Below are 21,491 nucleotides of genomic sequence, written 5' to 3' on the forward strand. Positions count from 1 at the left end.
ACGTTATGCCACCCCGGCCTTCTGCGGAAGCTTTGTTTGCAAGGCCAGTCTGTCGGCCTTAGACATAGCACCGAGCACATCGTGGTAGGCCGCGGTCATCGCGTCACAGACGCGCTCGGCGTTCCTGGCCTCTGGCCGCCACACGAGCCGAATCTGGGCCCGGACCGGGTCGCCCGCCAGTGGGCGGAAAGCCACGCGGGGGTCGCCGCGCTGGGCGATGCCCTGGAACAAGCCAACAGTGCCGGCCGCGACCAGATCGCGGGCCAGCGCCGAGCCTTCAGCGAAGTGCGTGAAACGCGGAGCGAACCCCGCCGCCGCGCACGCGCGGAGCAAGACGGTGTTGAGGCCATCGTCATCTGGGTCGGGGCAGAAAATCCAGTCCTCTTCAGCGAGGTCTTTGAGATAAACGATGTCCTGCACCGCTAACTGGTGGCTAGACGGGATGGCGATGCATAGGGGTTCGTCTGCGATCAGCTGACGCTGCAAGGTCTGCGGGATCGGCGCGGCAAACTGTTCGTGCGCCGCGAGAAGCCCAAAATCAAGGCCGTCGAGGACCTTTTGGCAAATGCCGGTAACCGAATTCTCTCCGGTCACCTCTACGCGAGTGTCGAGTTCCTTGCCCAGCCGGGCGCTGAAGGCCGTTAGCAGCGGACCGGAGTAGCCGACGATGCGCACCACATCAGCGTCGCGCTGCTGCCTGATGACGCATTCGTTCAGGTTTTCCATTTCTGTCAGCACCACCTGCGCCTGACAGAGCACAACGCGCCCCAGCTCGGTGGGCTTCACTCCCTGGCTGGAGCGCGTAAACAGGTCACCACCGATTCGCTGCTCGATGCGGTGCAGGAGGGCGGTGAGCGCAGGCTGAGAGAGGCCGAGCTGAGTTGCCGCCCGGCTCAAGCTCCCCACACCTGCGATCGTGCAGATCACGCGCAAATGGCGCAGATCCAGCTCGCGCATACGCGAATGTTATGCCGGGCTCAAGACCCCCTGACCAGCGCGCAGGCCAGAAATGTCCGTTCCGGGGATGGGCCGGCGTCCATACGTAGGCAAATGCCTACTCCTGAGCCCGGCCAGACGTCACCCGGGCGAGCATCAGCGCGATCAGGATGATGGCACCGTTGAGGGCACCAATCCACTGCGCTGGCACTCCGCCGAGCGTAAGCACGTTTTGCACCAGATACAGCAGCAGAATTCCCGTGAACGCGCCAAAGATCGTCCCCTTGCCACCGTTGAGGCTGACGCCACCGATGACGGCGGCGGCGAAGACCGTGAAGATCGCACCCTGGCCTTGCGCGGCGGCAACCGAGGCGAGCCGCCCGGTCAGCAGCAGACCACCAAGCGCGGCAAGCAAACCGGCGAGGATGAGCACTGTCCACAAGACACGGTCGGTCCGGATGCCGGCCGCACGAGCCGCGTCGGCGTTGCCGCCAATCGCATACAGCGAACGGCCAAACCGGGTGTAGCCCGCGATGACGATGAACGCCGTGAACAGGATGAGCGACAGCCAGATCGAAGCGGGCAGCCCGATCCACACGGCATTGCCCAGGTAAAGCATCGACTCAGGCAAGTTGAAGAAGGTCTTGCCATCGCTAATGCCAGTGAGCAGGCCACGCAGCACGATCAGCATGCCCAGCGTGACGATGAAACCGTTGAGCTGAAAGCGCACGATCAGCAGGCCGTTGATCAGTCCAATGACGACACCGGCCGCGAGCGTGACCGGGATGGCCAGCCCAGGCGGCAAGATGCCGAGACCGTGCGTGATGCCCGGGGCGAGCACCAGCCACGCAGCCACACCGGGAGCCAGGCCAAACGTCGACTCCAGCGACAGGTCCATCCGGCCGGCGATGAGCACGAGTGCCTGCGCCAGCACGAGTAACGAGATCTCTGACTGCTGCTGCAGTACATTGATGAGGTTTTCGCTGTTGAGAAACACCGGATTGACCAGATAGCCGACCACGGCGATGGCGATGATCGCCGGGATCAGCGCGAGATCGCGCAGCCGGGCCAGTTTCATGCCGTCACTCCTTCCATCGCGGCGATGAGGGTGTGGTCGTGCCAGCCGCGCGGCATTTCGTCCACGATGGTGCCCTTGTAAAGGACGATGACCCGGTCGGCCGGGCGCAGATCGTCGAGGTCGTCCGACACGATCAGCACCCCCGCTCCTCTTGCGGCGGCTTGGGTTGCCGCGGCCAGCAGAGTTTCTTTCGCGCGCACATCGACGCCGGCCGTCGGCTGAAGCAGCACCAGCACGGACGGATCGTTGGCCATGGCGCGAGCCATGACGACCTTTTGCTGGTTGCCGCCGGACAGATCGGCGACGGGTTGCTCTGGCCCGGATGCCTTGATATCAAAGGCTTCTATCGCTTCAGTACCGAGCTGATCGCGACGCTTGGCGCTGAGGAAGCCCGCCCGGCCCAACTTCTCCGGAACCGTCATTGTCGCGTTCTCAGCGACAGATAGCCCGGCCACGAGACCTTCGCGATGCCGGTCCTGCGGCACGAAACCGATTCCCGCGCTCAGCGCGTCAGGAACGCTACCGGGGCGCAGCTTTCTTTGTCCAACGTAGACAGTTCCGCTGGCTGCCTTGCGCAATCCCACGATGGTTTCGGCCGCGGTCATCTTGCCGGAGCTGCCGGATCCAGCCAGCCCAACGATTTCCCCAGCCGCGATCTCCAGCGACAGGCCATCCAATTCAACAACCTTCAACGCTGGTACTCCGCTGCGCTCCACGCGCGCACGGTTGCCCGGTGGTGCGAGCAGTGACGTCGCCTCGCCGGTCATCGCCGCGACGAGTTGCGCTTGCGACACGTCAGAAACCGGAGCCGTGAGCACATGCCGCGCATCGCGCAAAACCGTGACCGTGTCACAGATCTGGTAAACCTCTGCGAGATGGTGGCTGATGAAAAGAAACGTGACGCCCTGGCTCTTGAGAGCGGCCATCTTGGCGAACAGTCCACTGATCGCGTCGGCGTCCAGCTGAGCGGTCGGCTCATCGAGGATGATGAACCGCGAGCCGTAGGACAGCGCACGGGCGATTTCCACGAGCTGGCGCTGCTCGACGGGAAGCGCGGAGGCGGGCTGGCTGACCTCGACCTGAACACCCCACGCCGCAAGCAGTTCCTGCGCCTGCTCGCGCATGGCCTTCCAGCCGATCAGCCCGCGACGGCGAGGCTGCCGGTTGAGGAAGACGTTCTCCGCGACCGACAGCTCTCCGATAACGGTGCTCTTTTGGTACACGCACGCCACACGCGACCGCCACCCGGCCCGGTCGGCGACCGGTGGCGCGGGCACACCGTCAAAACTCACGGTCCCGGCATCCGGGGCTTGCAGTCCGGTCAGCAGGGAGACCAAAGTGGACTTACCCGCGCCGTTGCGTCCGACCAGGGCGTGGATTTCGCCTGGCACTACTTGCATCGACACCTGATCCAGCGCGACGGTCACCCCGAAGCGCTTGGACACTGACTCGGCGGCCGCGGCAGGCATGCGTGCGCTCACTTGATCTGGTTCCCCCACAGTGCCGGGTCGGCGGCCTTAACCGAACCAGGGAACGCGCCATCGGCGGTCACCAGCGGGGCCGGCAGCTGATCCTCCAGCACCCCTGGGCGGACCTGGATGATGGTGGACTGGTGGTCAGTCGCGCCGGGCTGGAACGTCTTGCCTTCGATCGCGGCCTTCAAGTAGAACAGCGCGTATTTCGCGTAAAGGTCCGCTGGCTGCGAGACGGTCGCGTCGATCTCCCCGGCCGCGATGGCCTTGAGTTCCTGCGGGATGCCGTCGTTGGAAACGATGAACACGTGCTTGGCGTCGGTTGGCGGCACCAGCATGCTCTTCTGCTTGAGCACCTGCAGCGTCGGCGCCAGGAACACCCCGCCCGCCTGCATGTAGATGCCTTTCAGGTCAGGGTGAGCGGCGATCGTGGTCTGCAGCTTGTTCGCCGCGACGTCGCCCTTCCAGTCCGTCGCCAAGCCGAACACTTCGATCTTCGGAAACTTGGCCTTCATGCACTCGTTGAAGGCCTCGGTGCGGTCGCGGCCGTTGATGGACGCCAGATCGCCCTGGAGCATGGCCACTTTCCCAGCGCCACCAAGCTTTTGACCCAGGAACTCACAGGCTTTCGTGCCGTAGGCACGGTTGTCGGCGCGCACCACCATGAACACCTCACCTACGTCCGGACGGGTGTCCACGGTGACCACAGGAATGTTCTTGCTCTTAAGCTGACTCAGCGTCGGGGCGATGGCGGCGGTGTCCTGCGGTGCCATCACGACGCCCTTGACTCCCTGGCTTGTCAGCGCCTGCACGTTAGCGGTCAGTTTCGCCACGTCGTTTTCCGAGTTGGTCGTCTTCAGCTCCAGGCCCAGTCCTGTCGCCTCTTGCGGAACATATTTGATGTAGGAGTTCCAGAAGTCGGAGTCAGAACGCGGGAAGTCAACTCCGGCAAGCGGTTTGCCGCTGTCAGATGGGCTCGCGCTATTGCATCCGGAAAATGCTAAGGCCCCAGCGGTTAGCACCGCGGTAACGATGGACCTGGTCCTCATGAAGGGTCTCCTGATCTGTTTCTAGGGAAGGATCCATTTCTGATTCGCACCCGTGTGGCACGGCCAAAGGATCAGCTTGGTGCCGTTGGCTGTCGCGCCGCCGAAGGCATCGAGGCACTTGCCATGTGCTTGAAGTTGTTGCGTGGCGGGCAGGTAGGACCAGAGCTGACCGGCCGAGCCGGTGCAGGTGCTGATCGTTACCGGGGCGGCATCGTTCGGCGAAGCGGCGGTCAAACACTTGCCCATCGCGCGAATGGTGCGGTCGGCCTGCTGAGACCAGGTCTGGTTGGCTCCGCTGTGACAGTCCCATAGGACAAGCTGAGTGCCATCGGTCGTGTTGGCGCCCGGGATGTCGGCGCACCGTCCACTCGCGACACCGCGAATGTTGCCTGAGCTCGACGTCGCGGTGGCGCGATAGCTTCGGCCCGCCTGTGCGGTAAAGGTGATGGTGTCGCCGTTGCGCGTCACCGGCACCGCGGCTCCGGTGGCGATGTCAACGAAGGTAAAGGCACCGGTGAACATCGTGTTGCGCACCGCGACCGAGCCAGCCTTGCCCGTGGCGAGCGTGATGACCCGTGCCGAACGGTTCTGCCACGACACGTCGACGCCGATGTTGCCGCGTGCCCGCAATCCGCTCACGGAACCGGAAGGCCACGCGGCGGGCAGACCCGGCAGGACGTCCACGGTGCCGGTGTGCGATTGGAGCAGCATCTCGGCCACGCCCGAGGTCGCGCCGAGGTTTCCGTCGATCTGAAACGGCGGGTGCGTGTCAAAGAGGTTGGCCAAGGTGGACGACTTGAGCTGCTCGCTGAGCATCTTGTGGGCATGGTCGCCGTCGCGCAGCCGGGCCCAGAAGTTGATTTTCCAGGCTTTGCTCCAGCCGGTGCCACCGTCGCCGCGGGCGTTCAGCGACACCTTGGCCGCGTTGCCAAACGTCGTGCCCGGCTGGACCTGCCGCCCGGGGTGCAGCGCGAACAGGTGTGAGACGTGCCGGTGGGTGTCGGTCTGCCCATCCCAGTCGGTCTTCCACTCCTGCAGCTGGCCCCACGTTCCGACCCGGGTGCCAGGATCGAGCCGGTTCTTCGCCGTAACGAGCTCATCGCGAAACGCCGTGTCGGGAACCAGGGCGGCGGCTTCGATCGTGCTGGTGAACAGGTCCCACACGATCTGCTGCGACATCGCCGCACCGGCGGAGAAGTCACCGTGCTCGGGCGAATAGCTCGGTGAGACAACGAGTTTGCCATCGCGCGGGTCGGTGTGCAGGTTGTCGAGCCAGAACTGGGCCGCGCTCTTCATCAGCGGGTAGGCCCGGTTCCTCAGGTAGGTCAGGTCGCCGGTGAACCGGTAGTGGTCGTAGAGATGCTGCGTCAGCCACGCCGCGGCTTCGGGGAACCAGAAGGAGGTCGACCAGTCGTGTACGCCGGTGAAGCCGAACGGGTTGGTTTCGTTGTGCACCACCCATCCCCGGCTGCCGAACATCTCCGTGGCGGTGCGTTCGCCCGGCGCGCGCAGCGCCTCAACGAAACGGGTCAGCGGTTCGGCTGTCTCACTGAGGTTCGCGACTTCAGCGGGCCAGTAGTTCATTTGAAGGTTGATGTTGGTGTGATAGTCAGCCGACCACGGCGGGCCGGTGGAGTTGTTCCACACGCCCTGCAGGTTGGCCGGCAACGATCCTGGCCGCGACGACGCAATCAGCAGATAGCGGCCATAGTGGAAGAACAGCTGCTCCAGCGCGCGGTCAGCGGCGCTGGTTCCACCCGTGTAGGCGGCACGCAGATCGTCGGTCGCCTGCATCGGCATCGTCGCGCCGACGTCAAGCTTGACCCGGTTGAACAGCGCTTGATGGTCGCTGACGTGCGCTGCCCGCAAAGCGTTCCAGCCCTGGGCCACGGCACCGTCCACTTTGGACGTCACGGCTGAATGCGGATCGGAGCCACGGTAGCCCGGATAGGTGTCGGCGTAATTCGTGCCCGCGCTGAGCAAGAACACCGCACTGTCCGCATTGGACACCGTGATCCGGTCGGTCCCGTCAGTCCTCGTGCCGCCGGTGGTCAGCACCTGAATCTGCGCCTCAAACGTCATTGCGTTGTTAGCCAAGGCTCCCCGGATGGTTAGCCGCCCGTTGGCGACTGACACCGTCTGATCCGCGCGTGGTGAGGACACCCGAAGCGTGAAGGAGACCTTCCCGGCCGATGTGGCGGAAAGCCGCCCGGCGATGACACCGGCCGGGAAGGAGGCGAGGTACTCCCGGTTGTACGTGACTCCCGAGGCCGCGTAAGTCACGCCGGCGGTCGCATCGGCGAGATTGAGATAGCGCCGGTATCCCGAGGCGCCACTCGTGCCCGCGACATCGAGCCACAGGTCGCCGAACGTCTGGTAGGCGCCATATCCGGTACGGGGCTGGCCAAGCTTGCTGGTCACCGCGTCAGGCGACATCTTGCCCTGGCTGTCGATGGTGGACTGAACGTCGGCTATCGCTGTCGGCCGGGGCGAAGTCCAGTTGCCGAAGTCATATCCCGGCGACCCGGGCCCGCCGGTCCACAAAGTCTTCTCGTTGAACTGCACGTGCTCGGTGGCCAGGCCGCCAAACACCATCGCGCCCAGCGCACCGTTGCCGATGGGCAGGGCACGGGACTCCCAGTCGGTGGCCGCTTCGTCATACCAGAGCGTGTACGGATCGCCGGGCACGAAGGCGGCCGTAGCTGAACCGGGCGTCAAAGCGGTAAGGCTGGCCGCTGCGAGAGCGGCCGTGGACAGCAGAGCAAGGAGGTGATTGCGGGACGGCATTCAAACCACCAGTCTCGTCGAATCCTATAGGATATTTTCGAGATGATGGCACGCGTGCTTCACACGCGTCAATGGATAACCAGTCTTACGAATCGAATACGGTGAGGTGACGTTCCCGCGCGCGGATCAGGTGCTCACGCATCGCTGACTCGGCGAAATCGGGCTGCCCTGCACTGATGGCCTGGGCGATACGCAGGTGCTCCTCGGCTGTGGAGCCGGCTTTGGCGTACGGGAAAAAGAGCCGGTGGATATGCAAATGGGCATGCAGGCGGGTGATGGAGTCCCGCAGCAGTGGATTGCCCGCCGCAGCCGCGATCTGATCGTGATAGCTGGCGTCGCTGTTCGTGAACTTCGCGTGTGAGCGCCAGTTAGCGTCGCCCGCCTCGGGCACGGCCTGCGCCGAACGCACGAGTGCCGTTCGCTCTGTCTTGTTAGCCCGCTCAGCGGCCCACCGGGCAGCCGCGCCCTCAAGCACCAGGCGCATGTCGAACATGTTCATGAACTCTTGCCTGGTGAGCAGCGGGCTAACGGTGTATCCGGCGAGCGGCCGCTTGCGCACCAGCCCATCGGATTCCAGCCGTGCCAATGCCTCCCGTAAGGGAGTTGGTGAGACTTCGAGCTCCCGGGCGAGCGCGTCGATATTGATGCGATCCCCCGGCGCGAGCGCGTGCTCCATTATCAAGGCGGTAACCGCCTCATACACGTCATCGCTCAGCGTCGAGCGACGCAACCGCGGAACGTCCACGCCGAGAACCTTCCGACTTGCGGGGCAACATTTGCTGGATATCCTATATGATCAGTTGTCGCTGGCTAAGGCCAGCCGGAGCCAATCCTCCACTCCAGCGACATGCACCGCCGCCCAGGACCGGGCCGCCTCAACGTCACGCACGGTCAGCGCCTGATGAATGGCAAGGTGCTGTTCACGCGTCCGCTCAGCCGCTTCGGGCTGAGTCTTGCGCCGCCACAACCGCGCTCGCTTGGTCGGCATCGACAGACTGTCCACTAACGACGCGAGCACGCGGTTGCCTGACCCTGCCGCGATCCGCCGGTGAAACTCAAGGTCCGCGGCGATCATCGCGTCGGGATCGGTGGCCGCTTCCATCACCTCAAGCGGGCCAGCCAGGGCCTTGATGTCCTCGTCGCTCATATATTGCGCCGCCATCGCGGTCGCGGCCGGTTCGAGAATCCGCCGCACCTCCAGCAGGTGCAAGACGCTGTCGTTGCGATGAAAGTCCAGGACAAACGCGACGGTGTCCAGCAGCACTTCCGGCTGCAGGCTCGTGACATAGGTTCCGTCGCCCTGCCTTACGTCCAGCACGCGGATCAGCGAAAGTGCCCGGACCGCCTCACGCAGCGAGTTGCGGGACAGGCCCAGCCGCTCGGCGAGGTCGACCTCCTTAGGCAGCCTGTCCCCCGGCTTCAGCTCACCCGACACGATCATTGCCTTGATGCGTTCAATCGCTTCGTCGGTGAGCGCCATGCGGGAACCATAGCCGTCACAAAGCGTTGCCTGACAGTCCACAAACGAGAAAATCGTAGGATCTATCCATGCCACCGCACCGCCTCCTCGGCAGTCAAACTTACTATCAGTTCTCATTACATAGGATGTTCACCGTCACGCAGTGTGCCTCCTCGCCTATGGGGAGATCGCGATTCCTGGCCTTTGGGTGCCTCTGACAAGCTACGTTCGGGAACATGAGCAACGCTGACCTCGCACGGGACTACTTTCGGGCGGTACAAGAAGGAAACATGGCCCGGCTCGGAGAACTCATCGACGAAAACGTGCTCTGGCACCAGCCTGGAGCCAACCGCTTCTCCGGCGAGCTGAAGGGACGCGACGCCGTCTTCGGCATGATCGGCCAAATGATGCAGCTCAGCAACGGCACGTTTGCCATCGATCAGGTCAACTCCGTGCTGAGCAACGGCGACATGGTCGCCGCGACCATCCACTTCACCGGCCAGCGCGACGGCGCCTCGATGAGCCAGGATGGCGTCGACGTCATGCGGTTCAAAGACGGCACCATCGTCGAGATGTGGCTCTTCTCCGGCGACCAGCCCGCCGAAGACGCCTTCTGGGGCCGCGCCTAGCCAGCACAGATGGCAGGCCTGCCTGCCCCCGTTGGCGACAGGCACCGCCATCCGCACCTAGTTCACCTAACGTCGCTGGCATCTGGCTTGAACATTCGTGCTCAATCGCACCGGCTGCGTATTCCTCTTTGCGAAACATGACCGCCGCGAGATGATTCACCGGTGTTTATGCGATGGGAGCACCCAATCGCCAATTCTGGAGCGAAAATCGTCGACATCTCCCACTACGAACGGGACGATGGCCGCTGGTCGGACTACAGCTTGGAGACGCTCACCGGAATATGCCTACTGCGATCGGGCGGCTTCTACCGCGATGCTGAGGGCCGGCAGGAATTCTTGGACGCGACGACCGGGCACTTTGTGCGCCCAGGGGTCGAAGAGAGGTTTCGGCACCCCGGAAAGCTCGCCTACCGCTACACCCTTTTGCAGCTGACTCCCGAGGCCTACGGCGATCAGGTCGAGGGTGCGGAACGCGCGGTGGGCTGGGCCGTGCCCATTAACACCACATTGGACATGCGCCACCGGGCGCTGCTCGCGGCGTGTGCCCGAAGTGAGGATCCCTTCGCAGAGCATGAACTACTGACGCTCCTGCTGGAAGAACTACCTACCCGTGTCGAAAGACCCACCTGCTCCGATCCCCTGCAAACACGGGCCGCTCACCGCAGGCTTGCCGCCAGGACACAGGAAGCCCTTGCCTACGAAGGAAACCTGAGCATTGGCATGGACGAGCTCGCTCAGCTCGTGGGCTCTTCACCGCACCACCTCAGCCGCGTCTTCCGGCGCGAAACGGGCCGCACGCTGTCGTCTTACCGCACCGAGCTACGCGTGCGGGCGGTGCTCGAAGACTTCACGGCGAACACCGGCTCGCTGGCAGAGCTGGCTGCGGCTCACGGCTTCGCCGATCACGCCCACCTGGCCCGAACGATCCGCCGCTACCACGGCGAAGTCCCCTCAGCCCTGCGCGCCGCCCTCAGACACGACCAATAGGTACCACACTCATCGCCATACCGTGTGTCTCAGATTACCTTGACAGTCACAGTACCTCGACCTACATTGGTCCTTGGAGGTGCGCATATGAGCTCAAGCAAGGTCACTTCCGATCTGCTTCGCGGCAATACCGACACGATGATCTTGCGGTTGCTGGCGGAAGCGGATCGGTATGGCTACGAGATCGTCAAGCTGATCGCCGAACGCTCACAGGGCGAATACGAACTCAAGGAAGCCACGATGTATTCCAGCGTCCGGCGCCTGGAGGCCGATGGCGACATCACCTGGTACTGGGGCGACGAAACCCAGGGTGGACGGCGCAAATACTTCCGTATCACGGAAAAAGGCAAAGCGACCTACACGCGCAATAAGACCAACTGGGAGTACGCCAAGCGCGTGCTGGACACATTGCTTTAAGGGGCGAGGAAACCAATGAACGACAAAATCAACGAGTACGTCGATGGCGTGTTCGCTGCCTACGAAGGCACGAAGAGCGTCAGCGAACTCAAGGCTGACCTGCTCGCGGACCTGCAAGAGCGTTACCGCGACCTGCGCGCCGAAGGCAAGGACGAAGCAACGGCCTTCGAGATGACGGTCGACAGCATCGGCGACATCGAGGAAACCGTGCAAGAGGTCTCCAGCCTGTCACGGGTTCTCGAGCGGCAAGTGGTCACGCGATTCGACTCCAGCGCACTAGAGGGAACCGACTTCGCGGGAGTCTCCGCTCGCGGCGGAAAGTTTGGCACGAGCGCACTGCGCGGTTCCAACTTTTCCAACGCCGATCTCACCGGCAGCAAGTTCAAGAGCAGCGACCTAACCGACACGAACTTCGACGGTGCCAACCTGACCGACGCGGTCCTGACGACCGCCGAGCTGAAGAACTCAACGTTCCGGCGGGCACGCCTGGTGCGCACCGACTTCAGCACGTCCGGATTGGACGGTGTCGTCTTCGCTGACTCCGCACTCGTTGACGTCAAGTTCCGCACCACTGAGCTGCGCCGCACCATCTTCGAACGCTGCACTTTCACCGGCGTGGACTTTTCCATCTCCGACCTGCGTGGCCTCAACTTCGACGGCGCGAGCTTCACCGGGGTGAAGTTCGACAGGGCAGGTCTCGAAGGCGTTTCGATGCGGGGCGCGACTTTGCGCGACTGCTCGTTTCGTGGCTGGAGCCGCAAGTACTACAAAGCTTTGCGCACCGTGAACTTCGAGGGCGCGCGCATGGACAAACTCACCTTCGCCGCCCTTAAGGGCTTCGGCGTAGAGCCCGCCAACGTGATCGTCGAATAAGGAGACACGACAGATGCAAGCCCCACCCCTCGCCATCCACATCAAGGGATTGCACAAGTCTTACGGCAAGGTTCAGGTCCTCAAAGGCGTGGATTTCTCCGTGGCCAGCGGAAGCATTTTCGCCCTGCTCGGCTCCAACGGCGCCGGCAAAACGACTGTCGTGCGCATCCTTTCCACTCTGCTCAAGCAGGACAGCGGCACCGCTAACGTGAGCGGATTCGACGTGCTGGCCCAGCCGGAGCAGGTTCGCGAATCAATCAGCCTGACCGGGCAGTTCGCCGCGGTCGACCCGATCCTCACCGGCCGCGAGAACTTGATTATGGTCGCCAAACTGCGGCAGGTTAAGAACTCTGGCCGGGTCGCCCACGACCTGCTCCAGCGCTTCAGCCTGACCGAAGCGGGCGGCCGCCGGGTGGCGACCTACTCCGGTGGCATGCGCCGCCGGCTCGACATCGCCATGAGCCTGATCGGCGACCCGCCGGTCATCTTCCTCGACGAGCCCACCACCGGGCTCGACCCGGAGGCACGCATCGAAGTGTGGGAAGAGATCCAAAGCCTTGCGGGCAAAGGAACAACCATCCTTCTCACCACGCAATATCTGGAAGAGGCAGAGAAGCTGGCCGACCGCATCGCGATCCTGCACCAGGGCACCATCATCGTCAACGGCACGTTAACGGAACTGCGCCAGCTGCTGCCGCCCGCGAAGGCCGAACTCGTGGAACGGCAACCCACCCTAGAAGAGATTTTCCTCGCGATCGTTGGCAACAAGGAGGCGCGGTCATGAGCGCACATGTCTTCAGCAACACCGGTGTGATGCTCAACCGCTCGATCCGCCACGTCACCCGCAGCATGGACACCATCATCACCGTCACGATCATGCCGATCGCGTTCATGCTGCTGTTCCGTTACGTGTTCGGTGGTGCCATCCAGTCCAACACCGACAACTACACCAACTATCTGATGCCTGGCATCCTGCTGATCGCCATCGCCAGTGGCATTTCCTACACGGGTTTCCGGCTGTTCAACGATATGCAAAGCGGCATCTTCGAACGGTTCCACTCCATGCCCATCGCACGATCGTCTGTCCTATGGGGACACGTGCTGACGTCGCTGGTGTCCAACGCCATCTCCGTCGTGGTCATCATCATCGTGGGGCTGCTCATGGGATTCCGGTCCTCGGCCGGGGTGCTGGCTTGGCTCGCCATCGCCGGGATCCTGATCCTGTTCACCCTCGCGCTCACCTGGGTGGCGATGATCGCCGGATTGGCGGCGTCCACAACGGACGGTGCGACCGCTTTCTCGTACCCACTCATTTTCTTGCCCTTCCTTAGCTCGGCTTTTGTCCCCACGGCGACGATGCCGGGCCCGGTGAAGGCGTTCGCGGAAAACCAGCCGGTCACGTCGATCGTCAACACCCTCAGGGCATTGCTGGAACAGCAACCCGTCGGCAACGGCATCTGGACCGCCGTCGCCTGGTGCGCCGGCATCCTCATCGTGGCCTACCTGTTCGCCATGAGGACCTACCGCCGCAAGATCGCCTGATGTACCAACGGAACTGGCCGCCTGGGGAATGCCCGGGCGGCCAGTTCCGGCTATTCTTCGCCGATGGATGTCGCGGCGATGCTCACGGTGCTGGCCGAGATACGCGAGCTGCTAGCGCAGCCGGACAACGACTACAGCTGGTCGTCGTTTCTCGACAATGACGCGGCACTTGAAGAGATAGACGCCATCGTGACCGAGATCCAGTCGACCGGCCACGCACCCTTGATGCTGCGAGTGCTTTTCGCCCCGACCGGCCCGATCCAGGAAGTCGCCATCAGCAGCGGCTGGGGCGAAACGTTTCTCGTTGTCGTAGACCGCTTCGACGCCGCCTGGGCGGCCGGTCAGTGAACGGCATCGCGGCGGCGCAACGTGAACAGGCCGCCGAGCAAGGCCGCGAGAGTCCACAGGGCCATGATGCCCAGACCGGTCCACGGGCCATAGTCGCGGCCAAACTGCGGATGGTCGGGCACCGTCAGGTGCAAGATGACCATCCCGGCCTGATCCGGCAAGTACTGAGCGAAGTCTTTGATTTGCGGAATGTTGCCCAGGCCGGCGCCACCGAGAAATAGTAACGGCAGCAGAATCACCAGCGCGGCAATCGAACTGCGCAGCGTCGCCGTCAATCCGGTGGCTAGCAAGCAGATCATCGTCAAATAGAGCACCGCCCCGATCAAAGCCTCCGGCACACCGTCGGCGCCAAGCGTGACTTTATGGGGCCCAAGGCCTGCTTGAGCCGCGAAGAACGTCGCGACCGCGGTCACCGCCGAGATGCCGAGCATGACTAAGATGATCGCGCAAACCTTTGCCAGGTAAAGCTTTCCTCGCTGCGGCACGGCCATCAGCGCCGACCTGATGGCCCCGGTCGAGTGTTCCGAGCCGATCACCAGCACGCCAAACACGGCGACCCCGAGCTGCCCCAGGGTGAGGCTGTAGAAGGTCGCGAACAGCGGATCGAAATCGCGCGGCCGTCCCGCGAGTGAGTCGCTGAAGCTGCGCCCCGCGAGGAAGGCGATGGCCGGGCTGAACAACAGCGTGGGCAGCAGTGTCCACACCGTAGAGCGCACGGTCCGGATCTTCGTCCACTCCGACAGGAGAATTGATGTCATCGCGGCCCTCCCGCGGTCAGCCGGATAAAGGCTTCCTCAAGCGAACCCGCCTGACCGGCCAGTTCCGCGACGGTGGTGTCGGCCAGTAGCCGGCCCCGCCCAATCACGATGAGATGCTGGGCGGTCAGCGCGGTCTCGGCCATGAAATGGCTGGAAACGAAGACGGTCCGGCCTTCGGCGGCCAAGTCCTTCAGCAGGTGCCGAATCCACACGATGCCTTCGGGGTCCAGCCCATTGACCGGCTCGTCAAGCAGGAGCACAGGTGGGTCGCCCAGTAGTGCGGCCGCGATGCCGAGCCGCTGGGTCATGCCCAGGGAGTAGCCGCTCACGCGACGGTGGGCCGCGTCCTGCAAGCCGACCATCTCTACGACGCGGTTCACTCGCGCTTTGGGGAGGCGATTGCTTTGTGCCATCCAAAGCAAATGGTGGTACCCAGTGCGCCCGCCGTGCATCGACCGCGCTTCCAGCATCGCGCCAACGCGGTGCAACGGATGGCGCAAGCGTTCATAACGCTCGCCGTCGATGAGAGCCTCGCCGTGGGTTGGCCAGTCGAGCCCTAACATGAGCCGCATCGTGGTGGATTTGCCTGCCCCGTTAGGCCCGAGGAAGGCGGTCACGTGGCCAGGCTTAACGGTGAAGCTCAGGTCGTCGACGGCGAGCGTGCGGCCGTACCGTTTCGTGAGGTGCCGAATGTCGATCACAGTGCTTCACGCTAGAAGCCGTGGCGGCGCCACCGCAGTCGCCAAAAGTCGTCTCTGGCCGATACCAAAGTTGCCCCTGGTCCGCAGTAGCCTGCTGAAGGTGGCCCGGTATCTGATTCGCGCCGGTGTGGTCCTCAGCGAGATCGCGCTTGGCTTCGCTTTGCGTCCGGAGTGGACAGAGGCGGCGTTCTATGGACTCGCCGTCGCGCTCATCGTCTTGCTCAGTTTCCGCTCGGCGAGCGTGGCGTTTGTCGCCGCGTTGGTGTTGATGTCGCTGGCCGGGCCCGGCTATGTCCTCCTGCTGTTCGCCGGCTGGCACGCCGGGCGAGCGGTCGTTTCGCGCATCGAAACGGTCGCCGTGATTGGCGCCATCACGGGCGCGGTGGCCGGTCAGCTGGTGATGCTGGCGGGCAAGCCCGACCTGATGCTGCTGGCGTTTGTAGTGCTGCCTGTGGTCGCGGGCCGTTACGTCGCTCAGCACCGGCGGCTCGTGGAATCGCTGGAGGACAACAACCGTCAGCTCCGGCAAGGCCAGGAAATCCTTGCCGAGCAAGAGCGCTTGCGCGAGCGGCTGCGCATCGCCCGCGACATGCACGACTCGCTGGGTCACCGGCTCAGCCTGGTCTCGGTGCAGGCAGCGGCGTTAGAAGTCGCCGGCCTTCCCTCGCGGCAACGTGCCGCCATCCAGAATCTGGCGGGCTCGGCCCGAAGCGCGATGGATGAGCTTTACGAGCTGATCGGTGCCCTGCGCACCGATGGCTTGGCACCCTTGTCGCCGTCACGGGCGATCGCGGCGATTCCATCGCTGGTGGCTCAGATCCGGGCTTCCGGCGTGCCGGTTACCTTGCACCAGCACGGTTCCGTCAGGACGGTGCTGCCCGGTTGTGAGGAGTCCGCCTACCGGGTTGTCGAGGAGGGCCTGACCAACGCGGCCAAACATGCTCCGGGACAACCGGTCACCGTGGAGGTGGCGTGGGAGCCCGATGCGCTCATCGTGACGGTGGCCAACCCCAGCCCGCCCGGTGCGCCGCAACGGGCGACGGCCGGGCATGGTCTGCTTGGCCTGAGCGAGCGGGTCAGCCTAGCGGGCGGCTTCCTCGACCACCGCCTGCATGACGGCCAGTTCCGGCTCGCCGCCATGCTTCCCGTGCCGCCGCAACCTGCCGCCGAAGAGCCCCGCACTGGACGGCGACGGCTCGTGACCGTCGGGATAGCGGTCGCCTTCCTCATTTTCGGTTTGCTCCAAGCGAGCCTGGTGATGGGCGTGAAGTCGTGATCAGGGTGCTTATCGCCGATGACGAGCCGCTGATCCGCGCGGGAGTCCGCACCGTGCTTGAGTCCGCCACCGATATCGAAGTTGTCGCTGAGGCGGACAGTGGCACGGCTGTCGTCGAGCAGTCCCGCTTCCACAAGCCAGACGTTGCCGTGATTGACATCAAGATGCCGGGCCTGGACGGGCTTGGCGCACTAGAAGCGTTGCGGAGCACCGCACCGGCGACCAAGGTGCTGATGCTCACCTCGTTTGGCGCCGAGCCCAATGTCATGCGGGCGCTGGAAAACGGCGCGTCCGGGTTCCTGCTGAAGAACTGCACGCCCGATGAGCTGATTCGCGCCGTGCGAGCGGCTCACGACGGCGACGCCTACCTTTCCCCCGCCGTCACACGGATGTTGCTGGGATGGGTAAACCCGGCCGCCACGCACCGGCGCACGGATGCCGCGGACCGTCTCGCGATCCTCAGCGCCCGTGAACACGACGTGCTGCGGCTCATCGCTCAGGGAATGTCCAATGCCGACATTGGGCGCAGCCTGCACATGAGCGAGCCGACCATCAAGACCTATGTCAGCCGGATCCTCGCCAAGCTCGGCTGCGCCAACCGCGTCCAGGTGGCGCTGCTGGCCCGCGAAGCCGGTCTCACCTCGTGAACACGGCTACTTCATGCCCGCGATGCGCACGCCATTGACGATGTAGCGCTGGAAGATGAGCACGAGCACGATGGTCGGCAAAGCCGCCAAAGTGGACCCTGCCATCAGCATGCCCCAGTCGTTGCCGCGATCTGAACGGAAAGTCCCCAGCAGTTGCATGATCTGCATCAGATCCGGGTCGGTGATGGTCAGAACCGGCCACACATAAGAGTTCCAGTAGGCCAGGAACGACGCGATGCCCACGACCACGAACGGCGCCTTGGACTGCGGCAAGAAGATGGTGGTGTAGATCTTCCACCGGCTCGCCCCGTCGACGAGGGCCGCTTCTTCCACCGCCAAGGGGTAGTTGAGATAGAACTGGCGCAGGAAGAACATCTGAAACGATGACGCGACACCGGGGATGATGAGCACGGCCATGGTGTTGAGCATGCCGAGTTCCACGACGACCACGAAGGACGTCAGCAGGATCGCCATCATCGGGATGAACATCGGCATGATGCAGTAGACCCACCAGAACTGCTTGCCCACGAAATCCAGGCGCGCGAAGGCATAGGCCGCCATCGAGTTGACGAGCAGGCTGCACACTGTGAAGATGGCCGCGCCAGCGAACGTGACGACCATGGCTTTGGAGAACGCTTCGTCTTGGGCGATCTCGACATAGTTCTGCCAGCGCCACACATCCGGGAAGAACTGGAACGGCGATCGCAGGACTTCGTCGCGGCCCTTGAACCCCGCGATGGCCATCCACGCCAGCGGAAACAGCGCGGTGAAAGCGATCACGACCATGAAGACCGCTGAAAGGACCTTTGTGACGGTGGGCTTTTGCATGCCAATCCCCTCAGCTGTCCAGGGCTTTGTCTGACTTGACGAGCTTGAAGATGAGCAGCGAGATCAGTCCTAACGCGACAAACAACAGCAGCGATGCCGCCAGGGAGAAACTCGTCGCGTACTCGGTGTTGTCCCGGAAACTGCGGAAGATGAACAGGTTTGGTGTCGTGGTCGCGTTGACCGGCCCACCATTCGTCATGATGAGCGGAAGCTGGAATTCCTGTATCGCCAGCGTGAATCCGGTGACGAACAGATACAGCAGCACGTTCTTCAGGTTCGGCAGCGTGATGTAACGCATGCGCTGCCAGGCACTTGCCCCGTCAAGGGCCGCGGCCTCGTAGTAGTTCGCCGGGATGTCATGCATGGCGGCTAGCAGGATCAGCGTGGAGATGCCCAAGCCGAGCCAGACTCCCGGCACCGCGATCGCGGGCAGGGCCAGTCCCGGGCTGTTGAGCCAGTTCACCGCCTCCACGCCGAGGAAACCCATGAACCAGTTGGCGAGGCCTTCGTCCTGATAGATGAACAGGAAGATGATGGAGGCCACCACGCTGGATACCACCGTGGGCACGTAGACCGTGGTCTTCATGATGCTTGCCGGGCGCCCGTTGAGGTTCTTCAGGAATGTGGCCACGATCAGGGCGATCACGATTCCCGTTGGCACGACGAACAGCGCGTACTTCAGGCCGGTCAGCATGGTGTCCCAGAAGTTCGGGTCCGTGAGCACGTATTTGTAGAAGTCGAAACCGACGAACGCCGGGTCCTTGTAGAAGCTGATGCGGTGCATGCTCAGGTAGATGGAGTAGATCAGCGGCCAGAACACGAAGATGCCCAGCAGAATCACCATCGGCGCGATCATCAGGTAGGCGGTGAGCCCGGACCGCAAATGTTTGGCGGTGCGCTGCATGTCTGACCTCCTTCACAAGCCGGCGGGTGGTGCGGCGGCTCCGTCACAAGACCGGCGCGCCACCCGCCGACGCCTCTACTTAGGCTGCTTACCAGCCAGTGCCTGCTTTTCGATGACCGTGTTTATCGCTTTGTCAGCGGTCTGCAAAGCGGCGTCAACGGTCGCTGTTCCCTTCATGGCCGACTCGATCGCGGTTCCCATCGCGAGCGACACGTCCCACGGGTAGTTCGGCTCCGACTTGCCCTGCGGCACGATCTTCTCAGCGATGATCTTCATGAAGGGATCGGCCGTCGCGTCCGCGTCGGTGGCCAGATCGGCGTCGACCGACTTGCGGACGGTGAACTTCGAGTAGCCGCTCTGCTTGAAGAAGCTCGACATGAGCTTGGCGTCGCCAGCCAGCAGCCAGTTGATGAACTCACCGGCGGCCTTAGGTTGCTTGGACTTGCTGTCCACCGTGAGCGTCCAGCCACCGAGGGTCGCGGTCGTCTTGCTGGCATCCCCATCACGGCTCGGGAACGGCGCGACAGCGGTCTTGGCGATCAGCTGCGGGAAGCTGTTCTTCAGCTGCCCGATCGCCCAGGAACCGTTGGCCATCATGGCCACTTCGCCGCCACCGTAAGGCGCCGCGTCGGGGTAGCCCACCTTTGGCTGCTGTGGGATCAGCTTCTCCTGGTACAAGGTGCGGTAGAAGTCGAGCAGATCCTTGTAGCACGCCTCATTCGCGGCGGCCTTGGACCAGTCGCTGGCGATCGGCAGCTTGCCACAAGCGTTGTACTGCAAGCCCCAGCTCGACCAGCCGAGGTCGATGCCGTTGGACGCGATCGTCATGCCCTTGACCTTGTCGGTGGTCAGCTTGCGCGACCAGTCGAGCAACTCGGCCCAAGTCTTCGGTGGCGACTTCGGGTCCAGCCCGGCCGCGGTCGCCAGGTCGGTACGGTAATAAAGCACTGTGGACGGTTCAACAAGCATTGGGTAGCCGTAGTGCTTACCGCCGACGGTAACGAACCCCTTGACGTTGTCCTTGATGTCGGCGAAGGCGCTCGCGGGCATCAGATCGTCCAAAACGGCGAACTGTCCCTCGGTGGCACCGGGAACGATGCGGCCATAGTTGGTCGTCGCCACGTCGGGCTGCGTGCCGGCCGCTTGTGCCGCCTTGAGCTTCTGGTCCCACGTGTCCGAAGGCACGACCACGAGCTCAACCTTGACTTTGGACTGGCTGGCGTTGAAGTCGGTGACCGCCTTCTTGAACCAGGCCTGCTGGTAATCCTCAAACTTCTGCTGCCAGAACGTAACCTTGGCGACGCCGTCATCTTCGCCGGAACCTGACGAACATCCGGCCAGCGCGGCGGAAGCGGCGACCACAGCAGCCAACACGGCTGCGGCGCGCATCCTGATGTGACGCATTTGCCCTCCTAGAAGCGAGACCAGGACGTTGGGCTCGCATAATAATTGATCGCTATTCGCCTTTGATCAGGTCGGCCTGGAACCAGTACACGTTGTAGGGATCCCACTTCGACAGCGTGAAGTAAATGGTGCGTCCGTCAGCGCTGGTGAAATCCGCGTGCATGTACGGGGAGTACAGGCCGGGGACGGCCTGAGGGGAGACGAGCTGGAAGGCTTCACCCCACGGGCCCCACGGGGTGGCGCTTTCGCGGATCTCCGCGCCATTTCCGCCGCCGTGCGTATACGTCATGATCCATCGGTCGAGATATTTGTTGTGCACGACCGACAACTCGCCCACCGTCGATTTGACGATCGTCATAGCCTCGGCCGCGTCAGCACTCCAGACCGGCTGGTTATCGCTGCCGGTTCCGGTGAAATACCGGTAAGCCTTGGCGTCTTCGACTTGTGCTTCGGGGACTTTCATGAGCTGGACACCACCGAAGCGGCCGTGCGTCACGCCCCAGAAAAACAGCTCTGAGCCGATCTGCTGAACACTGACCTGGATGAAGTTGCTGTCCCCGGCCCATCGCGGCGAGTCCAGCACGACCCAGTTCTGCCCGTTGTCGGTGGACCGGGCCAGACCGGAGTGGTTGGTTTCCCACTCCCCTGGCTCGCCCCAGTGATACACCGACATGAACGCCAGATACATGGCCCCGTTCGCGGTGAATCCGTAGGTGGGGATACAGGTCATCTCGTCGTAGTCCTGTTTCTTGGACCCGATGAGTTCCTTGGCGGCACCGGTGTCGTCGGTGATGAAACCGTCGAGCACGATCCCGTCGGCGGGCCTGACGTCGGTGCTGTAGCCCAGGACGTTGGAGCGCCATTGGGTGCCACCGCCACCGGTCATGCCTTCGGCTCTCTGGCCGAACGTGTCGCCGAAGACGAACCAGGTCTTGCCGTTCGCCTTGAACATCGACCCGAGGTCCGTTCCGGCGATCTGGAAGCGGTCCGTGCGGTTGGGCGAGGCCGGCCCGGTGACCTGGGCGACCTCACGGACATTCGTCACGCCTTGGAACAGGAAAGGTGCGGTCATCCTCGGCTCTCCCGGCTTTTCGCCACGCGTGCAGCCGGGCATCGCGGCGGCCGTGAGCACCAGCAGACACCCGGTCAGGGCTGCCCGCCTTGTCGGCTTAGACCACGCCACGTCAAGCTCCCAGCTTTTGAGCAATCGATTTCTCGGAAGTTTCCACGGCGTACCCCCAAGGTGTCAATAGGCCCTTGGTAACGAGTTGAGCGAACACCTCCTGGCCACGGCCGGGCTCGGTATTCTGCGGGGAAGAGAACCGGCTCTACCAGGGCTACTAGAGATCATCGAGGGCCTTAGCCCAAGGTTGCGGAATCGATTTCTGAGCTATAC

General features: G+C 63.3%; 21 protein-coding genes and 1 pseudogene. 9 read left to right on the forward strand and 13 right to left on the reverse strand.

Annotated features, from left to right (window positions below; all coding sequences use genetic code 11):
* Positions 1-3: 3 nt before the first annotated feature.
* The 7 genes from A3E1_RS42140 to A3E1_RS0126245 all read right to left on the reverse strand — a co-directional run bounded on the left by A3E1_RS42140 (position 4) and on the right by A3E1_RS0126245 (position 8,802).
* Positions 4-957, reverse strand: a complete 954-nt coding sequence (locus tag A3E1_RS42140; protein ID WP_020523759.1) for a LysR family transcriptional regulator — start codon at positions 955-957, stop codon at positions 4-6.
* Positions 958-1,054: 97 nt separating this feature from the next.
* Positions 1,055-2,014 (reverse strand): ABC transporter permease, encoded by a 960-nt coding sequence (locus tag A3E1_RS0126220; RefSeq protein ID WP_020523760.1) that lies wholly within the window; start codon positions 2,012-2,014, stop codon positions 1,055-1,057.
* On the reverse strand, positions 2,011-3,495 hold the full coding sequence (locus A3E1_RS0126225) for a sugar ABC transporter ATP-binding protein (RefSeq protein WP_020523761.1): 1,485 nt from the start codon (positions 3,493-3,495) through the stop codon (positions 2,011-2,013). The genes A3E1_RS0126220 and A3E1_RS0126225 overlap by 4 nt, the downstream gene beginning before the upstream one ends.
* Positions 3,492-4,535: a sugar ABC transporter substrate-binding protein gene (locus tag A3E1_RS0126230; RefSeq protein ID WP_020523762.1), complete on the reverse strand. Its 1,044-nt coding sequence runs from the start codon at positions 4,533-4,535 to the stop codon at positions 3,492-3,494. The genes A3E1_RS0126225 and A3E1_RS0126230 overlap by 4 nt, the downstream gene beginning before the upstream one ends.
* A gap of 21 nt (positions 4,536-4,556) precedes the next feature.
* On the reverse strand, positions 4,557-7,322 hold the full coding sequence (locus A3E1_RS0126235; protein ID WP_020523763.1) for a glycosyl hydrolase family 95 catalytic domain-containing protein: 2,766 nt from the start codon (positions 7,320-7,322) through the stop codon (positions 4,557-4,559).
* An 85-nt stretch (positions 7,323-7,407) separates the two neighbouring features.
* A complete protein-coding gene (locus tag A3E1_RS0126240; protein WP_020523764.1) occupies positions 7,408-8,067 on the reverse strand; it encodes a GntR family transcriptional regulator in 660 nt (219 codons plus the stop codon).
* Between the two features lie 51 nt (positions 8,068-8,118).
* On the reverse strand, positions 8,119-8,802 hold the full coding sequence (locus A3E1_RS0126245; RefSeq protein WP_020523765.1) for a FadR/GntR family transcriptional regulator: 684 nt from the start codon (positions 8,800-8,802) through the stop codon (positions 8,119-8,121).
* 215 nt (positions 8,803-9,017) lie between these two features.
* On the opposite strand from A3E1_RS0126245, the gene A3E1_RS0126250 reads away from it, so the two are divergent.
* From A3E1_RS0126250 to A3E1_RS0126280, 7 genes are all read left to right on the forward strand, one after another.
* Entirely contained in the window at positions 9,018-9,410 is a 393-nt protein-coding gene (locus A3E1_RS0126250; protein WP_026208860.1) for a nuclear transport factor 2 family protein, read from the forward strand.
* 168 nt (positions 9,411-9,578) lie between these two features.
* On the forward strand, positions 9,579-10,397 hold the full coding sequence (locus tag A3E1_RS45110; protein ID WP_020523767.1) for a helix-turn-helix transcriptional regulator: 819 nt from the start codon (positions 9,579-9,581) through the stop codon (positions 10,395-10,397).
* Positions 10,398-10,484: 87 nt separating this feature from the next.
* Positions 10,485-10,814 (forward strand): PadR family transcriptional regulator, encoded by a 330-nt coding sequence (locus tag A3E1_RS0126260; protein WP_020523768.1) that lies wholly within the window; start codon positions 10,485-10,487, stop codon positions 10,812-10,814.
* Positions 10,815-10,829: 15 nt separating this feature from the next.
* A complete protein-coding gene (locus A3E1_RS0126265) occupies positions 10,830-11,687 on the forward strand; it encodes a pentapeptide repeat-containing protein (RefSeq protein WP_020523769.1) in 858 nt (285 codons plus the stop codon).
* Positions 11,688-11,700: 13 nt separating this feature from the next.
* On the forward strand, positions 11,701-12,471 hold the full coding sequence (locus A3E1_RS0126270) for an ABC transporter ATP-binding protein (RefSeq protein ID WP_020523770.1): 771 nt from the start codon (positions 11,701-11,703) through the stop codon (positions 12,469-12,471).
* Positions 12,468-13,229, forward strand: a complete 762-nt coding sequence (locus A3E1_RS0126275) for an ABC transporter permease (RefSeq protein ID WP_020523771.1) — start codon at positions 12,468-12,470, stop codon at positions 13,227-13,229. The genes A3E1_RS0126270 and A3E1_RS0126275 overlap by 4 nt, the downstream gene beginning before the upstream one ends.
* Before the next feature lie 63 nt (positions 13,230-13,292).
* The gene (locus A3E1_RS0126280; protein WP_020523772.1) at positions 13,293-13,577 is read left to right on the forward strand and encodes a hypothetical protein; all 285 of its coding nucleotides are present in this window, start codon (positions 13,293-13,295) and stop codon (positions 13,575-13,577) included.
* Here A3E1_RS0126280 and A3E1_RS0126285 read toward each other — a convergent pair.
* Together A3E1_RS0126285 and A3E1_RS0126290 are read right to left on the reverse strand one after the other, a co-directional pair.
* A complete protein-coding gene (locus A3E1_RS0126285; RefSeq protein WP_020523773.1) occupies positions 13,571-14,335 on the reverse strand; it encodes an ABC transporter permease subunit in 765 nt (254 codons plus the stop codon). The genes A3E1_RS0126280 and A3E1_RS0126285 overlap by 7 nt on opposite strands.
* Positions 14,336-14,355: 20 nt before the next feature.
* A pseudogene (locus A3E1_RS0126290) lies at positions 14,356-15,036 on the reverse strand (ABC transporter ATP-binding protein); the annotation flags it as partial.
* A gap of 100 nt (positions 15,037-15,136) precedes the next feature.
* Between A3E1_RS0126290 and A3E1_RS42150 the strand changes: the two are divergent.
* Complete coding sequence (locus A3E1_RS42150; protein ID WP_157631745.1) at positions 15,137-16,312, forward strand: sensor histidine kinase; 1,176 nt, start codon at positions 15,137-15,139, stop codon at positions 16,310-16,312.
* A complete protein-coding gene (locus tag A3E1_RS0126300; protein ID WP_020523776.1) occupies positions 16,309-16,959 on the forward strand; it encodes a response regulator in 651 nt (216 codons plus the stop codon). The genes A3E1_RS42150 and A3E1_RS0126300 overlap by 4 nt, the downstream gene beginning before the upstream one ends.
* 6 nt (positions 16,960-16,965) lie before the next feature.
* On the opposite strand, the gene A3E1_RS0126305 is transcribed toward A3E1_RS0126300, so the two are convergent.
* The 4 genes from A3E1_RS0126305 to A3E1_RS0126320 all read right to left on the reverse strand — a co-directional run bounded on the left by A3E1_RS0126305 (position 16,966) and on the right by A3E1_RS0126320 (position 21,278).
* Positions 16,966-17,787 carry a carbohydrate ABC transporter permease gene (locus tag A3E1_RS0126305; RefSeq protein WP_020523777.1) on the reverse strand — a complete coding sequence of 274 codons (822 nt, stop codon included), beginning with the start codon at positions 17,785-17,787 and terminating at the stop codon, positions 16,966-16,968.
* Between the two features lie 10 nt (positions 17,788-17,797).
* On the reverse strand, positions 17,798-18,691 hold the full coding sequence (locus tag A3E1_RS0126310) for a carbohydrate ABC transporter permease (RefSeq protein ID WP_020523778.1): 894 nt from the start codon (positions 18,689-18,691) through the stop codon (positions 17,798-17,800).
* Positions 18,692-18,766: 75 nt separating this feature from the next.
* Complete coding sequence (locus A3E1_RS0126315) at positions 18,767-20,095, reverse strand: extracellular solute-binding protein (protein ID WP_020523779.1); 1,329 nt, start codon at positions 20,093-20,095, stop codon at positions 18,767-18,769.
* 52 nt (positions 20,096-20,147) lie between these two features.
* Complete coding sequence (locus tag A3E1_RS0126320) at positions 20,148-21,278, reverse strand: DUF4185 domain-containing protein (protein ID WP_157631746.1); 1,131 nt, start codon at positions 21,276-21,278, stop codon at positions 20,148-20,150.
* Positions 21,279-21,491 lie beyond the last annotated feature (213 nt).

The organism is Catelliglobosispora koreensis DSM 44566 (assembly GCF_000379685.1).
GTDB classification, from domain to species: domain Bacteria; phylum Actinomycetota; class Actinomycetes; order Mycobacteriales; family Micromonosporaceae; genus Catelliglobosispora; species Catelliglobosispora koreensis.